Consider the following 15724-nt stretch of genomic DNA (forward strand, 5'->3'; position numbering starts at 1 on the left):
AGATGTACATTACTTATTAACCGGATAATATTATCCACATATACATACTAAGACAAGAATGAAGAAAGCGCTAATTACAGGGATCACCGGCCAGGATGGGGCTTATTTGGCCGAGCTACTTTTGAGCAAGGGATATGAGGTACATGGTATCAAACGCCGCAGTTCGTTATTCAACACGCAGCGGATCGACCATATCTACGAAGATCCACACGAGAAAAACGTTCGCTTTCACCTTCACTACGGCGACCTGAGCGACTCGACCAATATTATCCGTATAATCCAGGAAGTACAGCCGGACGAAATTTACAACCTTGGCGCGATGTCGCACGTGCAGGTAAGCTTTGAAGAGCCTGAGTACACTGCCAACGTCGACGGTATCGGGACGCTCCGGATCCTGGAAGCGGTGCGCTTACTAGGCCTTACCCAAAAAACCAAGATTTACCAGGCATCTACTTCCGAATTGTACGGATTGGTTCAGGAAGTGCCGCAATCGGAGCGCACACCGTTCTACCCGCGGTCGCCTTACGCGGTTGCCAAACTGTACGGCTACTGGATCACCGTCAACTATCGTGAGGCATATAATATGTTCGCGGTGAATGGTATTCTCTTCAACCACGAGTCCCCGTTGCGCGGCGAAACCTTCGTAACGCGCAAGATCACCCGCGCTGTCGCTCGTATCGCATTGGGCTTGCAGGACAAAGTTTACCTCGGTAACCTCGACGCACAGCGCGACTGGGGGCACGCCAAAGATTTCGTGGAAGCCATGTGGCTTATCCTGCAACAGGAAACTGCGGAAGATTTTGTCATCGCCACCGGTACTACTACCCGCATTCGTGAATTCGTAAGAATGGCATTTGCGGAAGTAGGCATTGAAGTAGAATTCAGCGGCGAAGGTGCAAATGAGATCGCTAAAGTTACGAAATGCAATAACCCTGAGTTCAAGGTGGAAATCGGCAAGGAAGTAGTAGCTGTTGACCCCCGTTATTTCCGTCCGACCGAAGTGGAATTGCTGATCGGCGATCCTACGAAATCGATGGAAAAATTGGGCTGGAAACCAAAATACGACCTGAAAGCGCTGGTAAACGACATGGTTGCGGCGGACGTCCAGTTGTTCCGCAAAGACCGTTTGCTCGAAAGCAGCGGCCACCGCGTTCCCAACTACTACGAATAAGATTTTGTATACAACATAAATAAAAATCCCGCAGAGCTATTTTCTGCGGGATTTTTATTTGGATTAATATCTTTCTTGAAACAGCCAAATTAAATAGCTGGCCCTTTCTGCACAGATTTTGCAGCCTTGATCAGTTGCTCCGGTTGCTGATAACCGAGCAATTGCTTCACCACTTTGCCTTTACCATCAATAAAGAATAAAGTAGGATAACCTTCGATAGGATATTTCTTAGTCAGTGCCGGACCTTCGCCACTTTCCATATCAATTTTCACGTTGATAAAATTGCCATTGAAAGTCTTGGCCACATCGTCACGGGTGAAAACATTCTTTTGCAACAACTTGCAAGGACCACACCACGTGGTGTACGCATCGAGAAAAATAATCTTGTTCTCCTTTTTGGCCTTTTTTAGGATATCAGACCATGAGGCTTCTGTGAATTGAATTCCTTTCTCGGCATCTCTGCCTGCCTTTTTATCGCCTTCCCCGGCGATTGCTACGGACATCGCCAGCATGAGCGCCACTACCGCAAAGCCGAGATTCTTCAAATTTTTCATTTTCAAGCTATTTATGATTTCAACATTGCATTAACGAAAATACGCCTTTGTTTTATTTTACACAATTCTGGACTGCCGGCTAACTCGACCCACATTGCTGATATGATGTTCAAAAAAGGTAACTTTGCAACTTCATTAACACCATAAAACCATGAAAGTTCAGGAAGCGAAGTATGTGATGAGCAATTTGGATTACCAGAAATGTCCGGAGCCTATCCTTCCCGAATATGCATTCATCGGACGTTCCAATGTAGGTAAATCGTCGCTTATCAACATGCTGACCGGCAAGAAAGCCTTGGCCAAAACCTCACAGCAGCCCGGCAAGACACAGATGATCAACCATTATCTGATCGACAGCGCCTGGTACCTGGTCGATTTGCCGGGTTATGGCTATGCAAAAGTAAGCAAGGTGGAGCGCGACAAGTGGGAAAAAATGATCCATGATTACCTGCATTACCGCGAGAACCTCATTTGCACATTTGTGCTGGTCGACGTCCGCCACTCCGCTTTGGCTGTCGATCTCGATTTTATGGCCTCTTTGGGCGAGGCGGGCATTCCTTTTGAAATCATATTCACGAAAGCCGATAAGCTGAAACCAAGCCAGGTTACCAGCCAGGTGGAGGCCTACAAGAGCAAGATGGCCGAGATCTGGGAAGAGTTGCCGGAAATGTATGTGACGTCGGCTGAAAAAAATGAAGGCCGCGAGCCGGTATTAGCGACAATAGAATCTTATAGTCAGTCGTTTGTGAAGACAAAATAGGGAATCGGTTGTTTCCCCGACAATCTTTCCGTTATTTTGCGCAAAAATTGATTGTCGCATCCAACATTAACATTAAAGATATAAAACATAGTAAGAAAGGATGAGTGAAAAAGTAGAGTCAACAGGAATGGATTTACTGAAAGAAGTAGCCAACGTATCCGGAAAACCAGGGTTGTTCCGCATTTTGAAACCAAGCCGCGCGGGTGTGATCGTGGAAAGCCTGGACGAAAAACGTGAAAAAACCCTCATCGGACCCACTGCGCGCGTATCGGTGCTGAAAGATGTTTCGATTTTTACGGATGGTGCCGAAGAATCCGTTGCTTTGTCGGATGTGTTTCTTAAAATCCTTGAAATTCATGGCGAAGAGGTGGAACTACCAGTCAAAACTGCATCGGACAAAGAACTGATTGAGTTTCTTGCTGAGGTACTTCCCGATTTCGATCGTTCGAAAGTGTATGTGTCGGACATTAAAAAGATCATAACCTGGTATAACCTGCTTTCAAAGCATCTTCCTGAAGCATTTGTTGCAAGTGAGGGTGGGGAAGCAACAGAGGCTGCTGAAACAGAAGCACTTGCAGAAGAAGTTAAAGAAGAATCTCCAAAAAGCGCTTCCAAAAAAGAAAATAGCAAAGCTTAACAGCATTTGAAATGATACTGGACCCTGCCCATCCCGGCAGGGTTTTCCTTTTTAAAATAATCGTCAACACACTAAATGGACAATCTCTCCTCCTACATCGACTATACGCTGCTGACACCCATCGCCAGCGAAACCGATATCCGTAAAATCTGCGAAGAAGCTTGGATACACCAATTCAAGGCGGTATGCGTGGCACCAACTTATGTGCCATATGTCGTCGAAATGCTGGAATTTTGTCCGACAAAAATTGAAATTGCGACGGTAATCGGCTTTCCAATGGGCTATTCTACCACAGCAGTGAAAATTATGGAGGCCGACGACACCTTGCGGAAGGGAGCTACCGAACTGGATGTGGTCATGAATCTGGCCCAATTCAAATCCATGGCTTATATGAGCATTCGCGAAGAATTGAAACAGTTGACAAAGCTCGCTCATGAACAGAGTGCATTGCTGAAAGTCATCATTGAAACCACTTACCTTGACTCGTTCGATTTGTACACCGCATGCGAAATCTGCGCCGAGGCGAAAGTTGACTTTGTAAAAACATCCACCGGTTTCGCACCATCAGGTGCAGCAGTGGAAACTGTCCGAAAGATGCGTTCCATTCTGCCCGCCGACGTGAAAATCGAAGCTTCCGGGGGAATCAAAACTTATGAACAGGCCATTGCGATGATCGAAGCAGGTGCCGAGCGAATCGGTACTTCGTCCGGCGTTGCTATCGTGACCCGAGCATGAAACGCGTGCTGCTCATCAGCACCGTGCATCCGGCGACAGATTCACGCATTATGTACAAAATAGCTCCGTCGTTGCATGGCCATTACGAGGTGTTTTGTGCATTACCAAAACTGCAATCCGTCCCACAACCAGGCATTCATCCGATCGGCTTGCCCCATTTCAAGCGACTCTTGCCCCGATTACTGTTTGCGCACCCCGTTGCTTTGGTCAAATGCCTGCGGTTACGGCCCGATATTGTTCACATCTTCGTGCCGGAACTCATTCCGATGGCATTCATTTTCCAATGGCTGGGCGCGGAAGCGATTTATGAAGTGCAAGAGAATCTTTTCAAGAAATTCGCCATCAAGAAGTACAACAACAGTCTGATTTTCAAGAAGCTATTCTTACTTTTTGACAAGCTGGCTAGGAAGAAATTCCATTGCATTTTTACAGACGACGCGTATCTGGAAGAGTATCACGACCTGGCCAAGCCATTCGCGGTGGTCCACAATTATGTTTCGCTTCCCGTGATCGACGGCTTTGCACGTGCGGCGGTCTGCGGGAGGGAGCCCGTATTTTTCTATCTGGGCGTGGTCTCGATGGAACGTTGTCTTGACACGATGATCCATGCATTGGCATCCCTGAAAAGACGTTACCCGAGTTTCCACTTGCACCTTTTCGGACCGGTGCGGGTAAGCAGACAAGAATTGGAGCGCATTTTGGGATTCACTGATGTGAAGGATCACATCACATTTCATGGTTACACCGACCAGCAAACCGCACTTGCCTATGCTACTCATGCATTAGCGGGCATTGCGTTGCTCAAACCCGTTGCCGATTACCCTGAATCATTCCCCACTAAACTGTTTGAATACATGGCATTAAAATTGCCTGTGATCACTTCCGACTTTCCGCTTTACCGGCAGATTGTCGGTCAACCGGAATGCGGGTTTTGCATATCGCCCTACGACCCGGACGCCCTGTGTGAGAAGCTGGAACGTTGTATTAAGGATGAGTCAAAATGCATTGAAATGGGTGCCAATGGGAGGAAAACAGCGGAAACACATTACAACTGGGTTTCCGAAGAGGTGGTGCTTTTGTCATTCTACAACAACATAAAGTATCACTAACTATGTGATTCTGCATCCGCAGTATTATGATTTTATAAATTTATTATTGAATTGTTCAAATATCAAGTGCTACGATTTCTACGAAATATTTAACTTTCGGAATCTAAAAGAATTGTAGCTTGCGAAGTCAACTTCTCAATCATGTATATTAATACGGTTAGTCATTATCTGCCAAGCGAAGTTATTGGTAATGAATATTTTACAAATCTCAACAACCTATCCAACGAGTGGATCGTAGAAAGAACAGGAATCTCAGAAAGACGTAAGGCATCAGCAGACGAAAATACCTCGACCATGGCCATTATGGCGGTCGAATCACTTCTTGAAAACATTCCTTATAGCAAAAACGAAATAGATTTGATCGTAGGGGCCACTTACACGCCTTACGATACGATTGTTACCCTGGCACACGCGGTACAACACCAGCTCCAGATTCCCGACATTCCGGTTGTCAGTATTTCTTCCGCTTGTTCATCCTTGCTCAATGCAATAGAAATTGTAGAAGGCTACTTCGCAATGGGCAAAGCTTCCAAAGCGCTGGTAGTCGTTTCGGACCATAACACGGCCTATTATAATGAGATGGATACCGTTTCAGGTCACTTGTGGGGTGACGGTGCTTCGGCGCTTTTAATTTCAAAGGAGCGGCAAACGGAAGGCGACATGCATATTAAGAAACTCATTACGGGCGGCGCCGCTACCAGCGGTAAAGCGATTGAAGCGGTGGTACTCCGCCCCAACGACCGCGGCGTGGTAATGCCTTTTGGTCGTGATGTATTCCAGAATGCCTGCGTTTATATGCCCAAAGTAAGCCAGCAGGTGCTGCACGCATGCGGTTTAACAATAAACGACCTCGATTACCTGATCCCGCACCAGGCCAACCATCGCATTAGCCTGAATGTGATCAATACATTAGGAATCCCGGCTGATAAACTGATTTCTAATATTCAATATTTAGGTAACACGGGTTGCGCAGGCTGTGCAATCGCGCTTTCGGAGAATAAGGACAAATTTGAAAAAGGTCAGAACATCGTGATCACCGTATTCGGTGGTGGCTACTCCTACGGCGCCATGTTGCTCACTATCTGATGATCGGCCTCCAAACACCATAAAAAAAGCCTTCCACCCAATGCGGATGGAAGGCTTTTCAATGCTTTCGCTCAGTTAACTTCCGGTTCCGAGTTGTAAGATGCCGGTTTCCAAACATTGTTTTCAGGTTCCATGTCAGGCAGGTTATGCTCCGGATCGATTGTCACCGAACGGATCGCCTGCTGCGTAGCCGCCTTGAATGTCCAGCTGCCACCACGTTGCCATATTTCAACAGGCAGGTCAACGCGTGTTTTCTTTCCACTCACTTCTTCGATATCCACTTTCACAGGCATTGCCAGCTGATCGAGGTTCTCGATAGTGATGTAAGAGCCTTTTTGCGGGTTTTGCTCCACATAAGCCACTTCTTTCACCGCCTGATCTAGTTTATAATTCTCAAAGAACCAGCCTTTCCAGAACCAACCAAGGTCCTCGCCGGCTGCATCTTCAATTGTACGGAAGAAATCATAAGGTGTCGGATGCTTGAATGCCCATCGCTGCACATATATTTTGAATGCATAGTCGAACCGCTCTTTGCCCAGAACTTGCTCGCGCAGCATTTTCAGGCCTAATGCAGGTTTATAATATGCTTCCCACCCCAAATTCACAGCTTGAACCACATCCGGAATGGTCATGATCGGATCGGCTTTCGGACGGAAGATCATCGGTGCCAGGCGGTGCATATCGTTCATCTGGGTCGTTTTATATTCCCCATTATTGAAATTATCGCCCGAAAGGAAGTTGATGAACGTGTTGAAACCTTCGTCCATCCATGCATATTTACGCTCGTTGTTACCTACGATCATCGGGAACCAGTTGTGGCCAAACTCGTGGTCGGTTACGCCCCAGAGATCTTCCTTACGGCTTTTGCTGCTGCAAAACACAATGCCTGGATATTCCATGCCACCCACGATACCGGCCACGTTGGTCGCTACCGGATAGGTATATTCATGCACATAGTTGGAATAGAACTCGATACAGCCTTTTACGTACTCGGTCGAACGGCCCCAGCCATCGAGCCCGCCATCCTCAGCCGGGTACACCGACTGCGCTAATGCCGTTTTGCCTTTTGGCAAATTCATACGCGCCGCGTCCCACACAAATGCCTTGGAAGTAGCCCAGGCAATGTCACGCGCCTGTATGCAACGGAACCGCCACGTAAGCGTTCCCGATTGCTTCGGGCGGGTATTCGGGTTGGTAACTTCTTCCGCACTGCGGATTACGACCGTCTGATCGCTCTTCGCTGCATCAGCGAGCCGTTTACGCTGTTCTGCCGTCAGTACTTCGTTCGGGTTCAACAATTCACCCGACCCTACTACAATATGGTCCCAGGGCACAGTTACATTGTATTCAAAATCGCCATATTCGAGGTAAAACTCACCCGCCCCAAGATAAGGCAGCAAATTCCAACCTTCGATGTCGTCGAAAACGGCTACACGGGGATACCATTGTGCCATTTCGTACACGATACCATTCTTGGTTTCGAGTGTCCCCATCCGGTCGGAGCCGTATTCAGGGATTTTAAAAGAATAGGCAAGTTTGATCTTGATCAGGTCGCCATTGGCTTTTACAGGTGTTTTCAACCTGATTTGCATACGGGTGTCGGTAATCTTATACTCGGCATCCACGAATTGGCTTTTGCCCTGCTGGACGCTCACGGCTTTAATGGAATCACCGCCTTCAAAACCGGTGTTCCCGAAACGGCCGCCCGTTACAGGTGTCGTCTTTCCGCCTCTCGACTTGTCGCTAAATGCGTTCTGATCGAGTTGCAGCCAGATAAATTCCAGATTTTCGGGACTATTGTTTTTATAGGTAAGCTCAATCTCCCCGTTCACAGTACCTTTCTCCTCGTCAAGCGCGACATTGATCTTATAATCTGCCCGGTTCTGCCAGTATTTAGGACCTGGTGCGCCACTTCCTGTCCGGTATTCACTTCCTGGCTGGAAGTTAAACAGTGGATGAAAAAGGACGTGAGCATCGTATTTCCCCTTCTCCGACTCCTGCGCAATAGTGTTGTTGAAGAAGCCCAGGCTGCTCATAGCTATGACGCCCAGACGAAATATTGAAATTTTCATTATAATGGTTAAAAATTGAAAATATTGGGTTGTAAACGAGCAATATACACCTTTTCGCCTTTTTTAGGACAAAAAGTTTCAATTTAGCGACGGACAACGTTTCTCTGTCTACCAATGCTTAATCGATACGCTTATGCGCCAGCGACTATCTGCTGAAACATACATTCGGGGTATTCTGACGGGCGACCGAGCCACCCTCAGCCGCGCCATTACTGTGGCAGAAAGCAGCCTTGCCGAGGATCGTAATCTCGCGGCCGAAATCCTCAAAAATATTCTGCCACACACGGGAAAATCGATTCGAATCGGCATCACAGGTGTTCCCGGTGTAGGGAAAAGCACGTTTATCGAAGCATTTGGCAATTACCTCCTGGCATTGGGTAAGCGTATTGCCGTCCTCGCCGTCGACCCTAGCAGCAAGCTGTCCGGCGGGAGCATTTTAGGGGACAAAACCCGAATGGAGCAGCTCTCCCGAAACCCGAATGCCTACATCAGACCTTCTTCGACCAACCTTCTGCTCGGCGGGGTAGCCCGGCACACCCGCGAGGCCATGTTGCTTTGCGAGGCCGCCGGTTATGATATTATTTTGGTTGAGACCGTAGGTGTAGGCCAATCCGAAACGCTGGTGAAGGGCATGACCGACTTTTTCCTGCTGCTAATGCTTGCTGGTGCGGGCGATGAACTGCAAGGCATTAAAAAGGGAATCATGGAAATGGTGGATGCAGTGGCCGTTAACAAAGCAGATAACGGTAATGAAGTTGCCGTAGCCAATGCAGTTGCGGAATACCGGCAAGCATTACATTATCTTCCCGGAAATCCTTCGGGAATACCTGTACAGGTTGTCGCGTGTTCGGCTTGGAAGGGAACGGGTATGGATGCGATTTGGCAACTCATTGCAGCATATCATGCAAATACTACTGCAAACGGCTTTTTGCAATACAACAGGCAATCCCAGCAGGTCGATTGGCTCCGTGAACAAATACGGGCATCGTTGGAAGATCGGTTTTATGCTAACGAGGCGGTTCGGGAGCGGATGGGAGCTGCGGAAGAACTGGTAAAAAGTGGACAGCAGCTTCCCGAAACAACCGCGGCCGAGTTGACCGACCTTTTCCTCACATCCGGGAAAATTTCCGGTAAGTCATAAAAATTCTCTGTAAAAGCATTTTTCAGTAATTTTGAACGTTAAAACAAACGCGAATCAACTCTATTGATCTTAACCTCTTTACTACCGCAATTATGAAAAAAGCCTATGCCCTTAGTAAGACTTCATTGCTAGCTTTACTGCTGATCCTCTCTGTCGTTTTCGCTTGTAGTGATGATAAGGATGATGATACAAAGCCAGTTGATACTAACCCAATCGCGGCAACGTGGGAATTGGAGGCCATTACCCCGCAAACACCCGGAACTACTATTCCGAACCTGGCGCTGATTGAAGCTGCCGTGCCGTGCCTTTACGATCTGAAAGTTACATTCAAATCTGACAATACCACCTCAACGGCCGATTGTCCGACAGCCGTTACAGCCATCGAAACCTTTGTGCCCATTACTGGCGCTACCTGGAAGGTGGATGGTGATAATCTTATTTTAACAAAAGCTTCTACTAACCAGTCGTTCAAATTCACGCAAACTGCAACCGAATTGAAAATTAATGTAAGCGTCCCGGCAAGCGGCACTACGCCCGCTGTAAATGCAGTATTGAATTTCAAAAAGGTTTAAAATACATTTCAAGCCAACAAAATAGCCGGGCGTTGCAGCCCGGCTATTTTGTTATCCGCTCGTGTGATCACAAACGATCAGCCACTTCCCATTAATCCTCCTGAACAAAAGCGTGTAATGCCCTTCCAGATCGCCTTTTTCGGGTCGTGTCAGATGAAATTTTCCTACTACAAATGCTACGCCCGGGCCTGGAAATGAGAAATTAAGAAAAGTGAATTTCAATGTCCCCATCGTGGCGCGGTCGGGGTAGCGTTTAAGATAACCTTCGTAAGTGGGTTTGTAGCCGTAGGTAATACCCGTTTTCCCCACAAACATAAGCGAATCGGATTCCCAGTAGCCATTCATAAACGACTTCACGTCGCCTTTGTTCCAATCAGCTTCCTGCCGTTTCAAAATGGAAAGTATTTCCTCCTTATCAATTGCCGATTGGGCATTGGCCGTGGCGGCAACACTTATCAGAATGAGGATGAAAAGCCAGTTTCTCATATTTTTTATGGATTTTTGTAAAGCAATTGACGGTTCTAAATATAATGGAAAGATCGGCGGAGCCGAAACGTCTTTTGCCGAAATATCATTGATCCAGCAGGCATGAGCAAGTTTGAAAGCATTTTCAAGAAAATTGACCGTCAGAAATACCCTTTCGTGGATGGCCTCTATTACCTGTTTATTGTCCTCTTTCTGCTCATTCTGTTTCTATTTTTTGCCTAACCAGTGACCCATCCCTATTTATTTATATTAAATCCCAACTCAGGCACCTCGATCGGCAAAAACAGCCAGATCGTGCGGGAAAGGATCCATACAGTGGCAAAAAATAACGCCGGCTCTGCTCAGATCCTCTTCACGGAGGAACCCGCCCACGCAACGGAGCTCGTCCGCGAGCACATGCATAGCGAGAAATGGAAAGCCATCGTAGCTGTCGGTGGCGACGGCACGGTGAATGAAATTGCCAAACCGCTGGTAGGGACCGATATTCCCATCGGCATTCTACCGCTCGGCTCCGGGAATGGTCTCGCAAGGCATCTCGGCCTGCCCTTAACCCTCGACGCAGCATTGAAACGCCTCTTCGAAGGTAAACCTGCCTTGATAGACAGCGCAGAATTGAACGGTATCCCTTTTTTCTGCACAGCCGGAATGGGTTTCGACGCTTACGTCGGTCACCTGTTCAGCCAACAAAAGGCACGCGGGCTTGCTACTTATGTGAATGTGTCGTTCAAGGCATACTGGTCTTATAAGCCGCAGCCGTTCTTACTCAACGGAATTGAAAATCAGGCATTTTCACTTTCATTTGCCAATGCCGGGCAGTTCGGCAACAATGCCTGGGTGGCACCGCAGGCCAGTTTGCAGGATGGTCTGCTCGATATCGCCAAAATCGGCCCCTTCCCACAATGGTACGGTACTGTGCTCGCGTATGGCTTGTTTTCCAAGAGTCTCAAACAATCAAGGTATATCGACTACCAGCGCGCCACTTATGCCGTGGTCGAAACGGATGAACCTCAAATGATCCATTATGATGGAGAACCGTTGCAGCTGGATACAACTAGAATAGAGGTGAAAATAAAGCCGGGAAGCCTGAATGTGATCATTTGACTTCCGTTAACTATTAAAATTATGTCTAAGAAAAACCGCTCAGGCATTGTGTACTCGACCGATCCGGAGTTTGAATACAGTGATCAGGACGACGAGGTCGAAACCCTTGCACCCCAACAGCAGGATCTCCGCATCTGGCTCGACCGCAAAGGCGGCGGGAAGGTGATTACGGTCGTGAAAGGATTCGTTGGCACCAATGCTGATCTGGAAGCATTGGGAAAGCAGCTAAAAAATCTCTGCGGAAGTGGCGGAACCGTTAAGGATGGTGAAGTACAGATCCAGGGCGACCACCGCGATAAGGTCATTACCTGGCTTACCGGCAAAAGCTATAAGGCCAAGAAAGCCGGAGGGTAACTGCCTTATCATAAAGAAAAAGCCGGAGATAACTCCGGCTCGGGCTTGAAGGACAACTCCGGCTCGAGCTTGAAAGACAACTCCGTCTCGGGCTTGAAGGACAACTCCGGCTCGGGCTTGAAGGATAACTCCGGCTCGGGCTCGAAGGACAACTCCGGTTTTGAAGGAAAACTCTGGTTTGGGCTTAGGACAACTCCTGTTTGGGTTTGCTTATTCCAACTTTGCATCAGTTGGAATAATCCCGGCTTCTGTTATAATGCTTTCGTGGTATCAATTTCGGTAGGCGCGGGCAGTGTAGAAGTTGGCGGAGTAGCGGGGCGGCTTGCTTCCAGTACCTCCACATTCGTCACAAAAAACTTGGTATCGCCATTCCAGGGCAGTGTGAAAAACTTTTCTTCGTAAGTCAACGACACCCGGTGGCCGTTTTTGATCGCTTCTTCCAGCTTGGAGATCGCGTCCTTGTTCTTACCGCTCACCGAGAACACCCATTGCGATGAGTTCATCGTACCGTCGCCTTCGAAAAGACCGCCCATTCGCAACTCGCCTTCGTAAGTTTTGAACATATAACCCCGGTTACTGAGCCTTGTCACATATCCTCCCCTCTTTCCTTCACTGTAATATCCAAAAGTGATGTAATACAAAATTCCGAATATGATAGCCAGAAATATGGCGAATATGACCCATTTACGCATAACAGTCGATCAGTGTTGGTGATAGAAGCGAACTTCGCAAAACGCTTTGATTTTTCCTAGTTATTATTTCGAGCGGATCGCGATCACCGGATCCATTCGCGCGGCGAGCATTGCGGGAATAATGCCCGAAAGCACGCCGATGATACTCGACACACCCAGCCCGAGCAGAATATTACCCGGCGTCAAAAGGATTTCGAGCGAGCCCAGTTGGATGAATGAAAGCAGATATACCAAAAATATGCCAACCAATCCACCGACAAGACTTAACATGACCGCTTCGAACAAAAACTGGAAAAGGATTGAATAGTTTTTAGCCCCCAACGATTTCTGGATCCCGATCAGGTTTGTCCGCTCTTTTACTGATACAAACATGATATTGGCAATCCCGAAGCCGCCCACGAGGATCGAAAAGCTGCCGATGACCCACCCTGCAAGCGTTAGCACGGCGAACAAGCCAGAAATAGCCTCAGTTGCAGCTTCCGGACGGTTCAGAGAGAAATTATTGCCATCCAGCGGTTTAATACCTCGTTTGGTGCGCATCAATCCCACAATCTCGGCTTCGACTTCCTTCATTCCCTCATCCTGGGGATAGCCTTTCACGACAATATCCGCGCTCCGTCGGCCGGATTGAAACAATTTAGAAAAAGAAGCAAACGGAATCAGGCAGATCTTGTCGGGACTGCCTCCGAAATCGACCAGGCTTTCTCCATTTTTCACACGCACGCCAACAATTGTAAATTTGTGACCAGCCAGTTTGAACGCCTTTCCGACTGGGTCCTGGCCAGGGAAAAGTGCTTCGGCTATATCTGCGCCCACAATCGCCACATTTCTTGCATTATTGGTTTCAAGCGGTATAAAATAGCGGCCAATCTGAATGGGAATGTCCGAGATCAGGTTGTATTCAAAAGACACCCCCTGTATTTGTGCAGTAATGCTGTTGGAGCCGTTTTTGAGCGTGGTATTGCCCCTGAAATCCATCACCGCTACCGCGCTGGCACTTTCCAGGTTATCATAGAGGTACTTATATTCGGAGTAAGTGGGCTCAGGCCACTGGAAATATTTCCACCATTGATATTCCCCGCCGAAGCCCCAGGGCCATTTTTGTACATAAATCACATTGTCGCCGATGAAGCTCAGGCTATCGCGGATGCTGCGTTCCAGCGAGTCCACAATCGTGAAAACGGCGACGATAGCGAAAATGCCGACGGTCACGCCCAGAAGCGATAGAATGGTACGGGTAATGTTGGATTTAAGGGCTCCCCAGGCAAACCTGAAACTCTCCCAGACCTGTCGTAAAAACTTCATCATGACGTTCGGACAATTTGAATTCAAAAGTTAGCGGATCGCCCCAATGCATCGAAATAAATTGGTACAAAAGGTAAGAAAAAGGGTTCGATTTAATAAATTACAACACTAACCTTAACACTCCTATATGAAATTACGCTTTACGCTAATGCTTCTTGCCGGCATATTACCCGGCATTTCCAAAGCTCAGAAACCTGTTCAGGAATCCACCGGGTTTTACCAGTTCCTGTCTGATGATCCCAATCAAAAGCCTTTTTTCAGCGACCGTAAAGGCGTCATAGCCCGAAGCGGAATGGTGGCCTCTGCCCATCCGGAAGCATCCAGGGTTGGGATCGACATTTTAAAGGCCGGAGGCAATGCGGTAGATGCCGCGGTAGCCGCGCAGTTTGCATTGGCAGTTGTGCATCCGTCGGCAGGCAATATTGGTGGCGGCGGATTCCTGGTTTTAAGGGATAAAGACGGTAAAAGTCACAGTATCGATTTTCGTGAAAAAGCACCAGGCAAAGGTCACGCTGATATGTATCTCGACAAAGAAGGCAATATTATACCCAAATCCAGCACACTGGGACGCCTTGCTTCCGGTGTGCCCGGGTCAGTCGACGGAATGGCGCAAGCCCATGCCAAATTTGGAAAATTGAATTGGAAACAGGTACTGCAACCCGCTATCGACATCGCCAAAAATGGGGTCATACTCACCGAAAGGGAAGCACGCAGCCTTAATTCGATTAAAAAAGATTTACAAAGCGTCAACCCGGGCTCTTCCTATTTTCTGAACCCGACGGGCAAAGACTGGGCTGCCGGCGATTTGTTGGTGCAGAAGGACTTGGCAAAAGTATTAAAGCGCATTCAGAAAAAAGGGCGGGACGGCTTTTATGCCGGAAAAGTCGCAAAACGGCTTGTGAAGGACATTAATCATAACTCCGAAGGCATTATCAGTAAGCAGGATCTCGCCGACTACCATGCACAATGGCGCGAAACCATTACCGAAGGTTATAAGGGTTATAAAGTCATCACGATGGCACCGCCGTCGAGCGGCGGCGTAGCGTTGTTACAGCTAATGCGACTCACTGAGCAACACCCGCTCCGCAAATGGGGCTGGCACAGCGATTCGACCATTCAGGTGATGATCGAAGCCGAACGCCGCGTATATGCCGATCGTGCCAAATTCCTGGGGGACCCGGATTTCGTAAAAGTGCCGGTAAAAGACCTTATTAGCAAAGATTACCTCGAAAAACGGTGGAGCGATTTCTCCTGGGACAAAGCGACCGACAGCAAAAACATTCACGGCGGTGAGCTACCGGGTTATGAAAGTCTGGAAACCACGCATTTCTCAGTAGTCGACAAGGAAGGCAATGCGGTGGCCGTAACAACGACTTTGAATGGTGGCTACGGAAGCCGGGTAGTGATCAAAGGCGGAGGCTTTTTTATGAATAATGAAATGGATGATTTCAGCGTTAAAGCAGGCGCGCCGAATATGTACGGGCTTATCGGTAACAAAGCCAATGCGATTGCACCGGGGAAACGAATGCTGTCTTCGATGACACCGACGATCATCGAAAAAGATGGAAAGCTGCTGATGGTCGTGGGAACGCCAGGCGGTTCAACGATCATTACCTCGGTTTACCAAACTATTCTGAATGTCCTCGAACATGGTATGACTATGCAGCAAGCGGTAAATGCATTGAAGTTCCATCACCAATGGCTGCCCGACAAAACGACTTTCGAAGCCAATGCGTTTTCAGCAGACGCCGTTAAAAAATTGCAGGACAAAGGCTATATCCTCGAACAGCAACGCAATTCTATCGGCCGGATGGATTGCATTCTGGTGTTACCCGACGGCTCGCTCGAAGGCGGCTCAGATCCACGCGGGGACGACACCAGCATTGGATATTAGTCATCCGCCGGGGTCTGCCCGCCGGGGTCTGCCCCCCGGGGTCCACTCTGGGGGG

General features: G+C 48.1%; 16 protein-coding genes. 11 read left to right on the forward strand and 5 right to left on the reverse strand.

Features of this window, described 5'->3' with window-relative positions; all coding sequences use genetic code 11:
- The first annotated feature begins 58 nt into the window (after positions 1 to 58).
- The gene (gene gmd / locus LZD49_RS18855; RefSeq protein ID WP_234669124.1) at positions 59 to 1171 is read left to right on the forward strand and encodes a GDP-mannose 4,6-dehydratase; all 1113 of its coding nucleotides are present in this window, start codon (positions 59 to 61) and stop codon (positions 1169 to 1171) included.
- A gap of 89 nt (positions 1172 to 1260) precedes the next feature.
- Here gmd and LZD49_RS18860 read toward each other — a convergent pair whose 3' ends face one another.
- Positions 1261 to 1725 (reverse strand): thioredoxin fold domain-containing protein, encoded by a 465-nt coding sequence (locus LZD49_RS18860; RefSeq protein ID WP_234669125.1) that lies wholly within the window; start codon positions 1723 to 1725, stop codon positions 1261 to 1263.
- Between the two features lie 151 nt (positions 1726 to 1876).
- On the opposite strand from LZD49_RS18860, the gene yihA reads away from it, so the two are divergent.
- The 5 genes from yihA to LZD49_RS18885 all read left to right on the forward strand — a co-directional run bounded on the left by yihA (position 1877) and on the right by LZD49_RS18885 (position 6052).
- Positions 1877 to 2485 carry a ribosome biogenesis GTP-binding protein YihA/YsxC gene (gene yihA / locus LZD49_RS18865; RefSeq protein WP_234669126.1) on the forward strand — a complete coding sequence of 203 codons (609 nt, stop codon included), beginning with the start codon at positions 1877 to 1879 and terminating at the stop codon, positions 2483 to 2485.
- A 100-nt stretch (positions 2486 to 2585) separates the two neighbouring features.
- Positions 2586 to 3122 (forward strand): DUF5606 domain-containing protein, encoded by a 537-nt coding sequence (locus tag LZD49_RS18870; protein WP_234669127.1) that lies wholly within the window; start codon positions 2586 to 2588, stop codon positions 3120 to 3122.
- Positions 3123 to 3197: 75 nt separating this feature from the next.
- Positions 3198 to 3857: a deoxyribose-phosphate aldolase gene (deoC, locus tag LZD49_RS18875; protein WP_234669128.1), complete on the forward strand. Its 660-nt coding sequence runs from the start codon at positions 3198 to 3200 to the stop codon at positions 3855 to 3857.
- Positions 3854 to 4966: a glycosyltransferase family 4 protein gene (locus LZD49_RS18880; protein WP_234669129.1), complete on the forward strand. Its 1113-nt coding sequence runs from the start codon at positions 3854 to 3856 to the stop codon at positions 4964 to 4966. The genes deoC and LZD49_RS18880 overlap by 4 nt, the downstream gene beginning before the upstream one ends.
- Positions 4967 to 5107: 141 nt before the next feature.
- Entirely contained in the window at positions 5108 to 6052 is a 945-nt protein-coding gene (locus LZD49_RS18885; protein WP_234669130.1) for a 3-oxoacyl-ACP synthase III family protein, read from the forward strand.
- Positions 6053 to 6123: 71 nt separating this feature from the next.
- Here LZD49_RS18885 and LZD49_RS18890 read toward each other — a convergent pair whose 3' ends face one another.
- Positions 6124 to 8124, reverse strand: a complete 2001-nt coding sequence (locus LZD49_RS18890) for a M1 family metallopeptidase (protein WP_234669131.1) — start codon at positions 8122 to 8124, stop codon at positions 6124 to 6126.
- 133 nt (positions 8125 to 8257) lie between these two features.
- Here LZD49_RS18890 and meaB point away from each other — a divergent pair, with 133 nt between their 5' ends.
- The gene (meaB, locus tag LZD49_RS18895) at positions 8258 to 9265 is read left to right on the forward strand and encodes a methylmalonyl Co-A mutase-associated GTPase MeaB (protein ID WP_234669132.1); all 1008 of its coding nucleotides are present in this window, start codon (positions 8258 to 8260) and stop codon (positions 9263 to 9265) included.
- Between the two features lie 92 nt (positions 9266 to 9357).
- Positions 9358 to 9837, forward strand: a complete 480-nt coding sequence (locus LZD49_RS18900) for a lipocalin family protein (protein ID WP_234669133.1) — start codon at positions 9358 to 9360, stop codon at positions 9835 to 9837.
- 51 nt (positions 9838 to 9888) lie between these two features.
- On the opposite strand, the gene LZD49_RS18905 is transcribed toward LZD49_RS18900, so the two are convergent.
- Positions 9889 to 10323 (reverse strand): DUF4440 domain-containing protein, encoded by a 435-nt coding sequence (locus tag LZD49_RS18905; protein ID WP_234669134.1) that lies wholly within the window; start codon positions 10321 to 10323, stop codon positions 9889 to 9891.
- Positions 10324 to 10548: 225 nt separating this feature from the next.
- On the opposite strand from LZD49_RS18905, the gene LZD49_RS35830 reads away from it, so the two are divergent.
- Both LZD49_RS35830 and LZD49_RS18915 read left to right on the forward strand, forming a co-directional pair.
- Positions 10549 to 11424, forward strand: coding sequence for a diacylglycerol kinase family protein (locus tag LZD49_RS35830; RefSeq protein ID WP_234669135.1), 876 nt, complete (start codon positions 10549 to 10551; stop codon positions 11422 to 11424).
- A gap of 21 nt (positions 11425 to 11445) precedes the next feature.
- Positions 11446 to 11778 carry a translation initiation factor gene (locus tag LZD49_RS18915; protein ID WP_234669136.1) on the forward strand — a complete coding sequence of 111 codons (333 nt, stop codon included), beginning with the start codon at positions 11446 to 11448 and terminating at the stop codon, positions 11776 to 11778.
- A gap of 251 nt (positions 11779 to 12029) precedes the next feature.
- On the opposite strand, the gene LZD49_RS18920 is transcribed toward LZD49_RS18915, so the two are convergent.
- On the reverse strand, positions 12030 to 12470 hold the full coding sequence (locus tag LZD49_RS18920) for a hypothetical protein (RefSeq protein ID WP_234669137.1): 441 nt from the start codon (positions 12468 to 12470) through the stop codon (positions 12030 to 12032).
- Between the two features lie 63 nt (positions 12471 to 12533).
- Positions 12534 to 13778, reverse strand: a complete 1245-nt coding sequence (locus tag LZD49_RS18925; protein ID WP_234669138.1) for an ABC transporter permease — start codon at positions 13776 to 13778, stop codon at positions 12534 to 12536.
- 124 nt (positions 13779 to 13902) lie between these two features.
- Between LZD49_RS18925 and ggt the strand changes: the two genes are divergently transcribed.
- Positions 13903 to 15669, forward strand: coding sequence for a gamma-glutamyltransferase (gene ggt, locus LZD49_RS18930; RefSeq protein ID WP_234669139.1), 1767 nt, complete (start codon positions 13903 to 13905; stop codon positions 15667 to 15669).
- Positions 15670 to 15724 lie beyond the last annotated feature (55 nt).

This window comes from Dyadobacter sp. CY261 (genome assembly GCF_021440085.1).
Lineage (GTDB): Bacteria > Bacteroidota > Bacteroidia > Cytophagales > Spirosomataceae > Dyadobacter.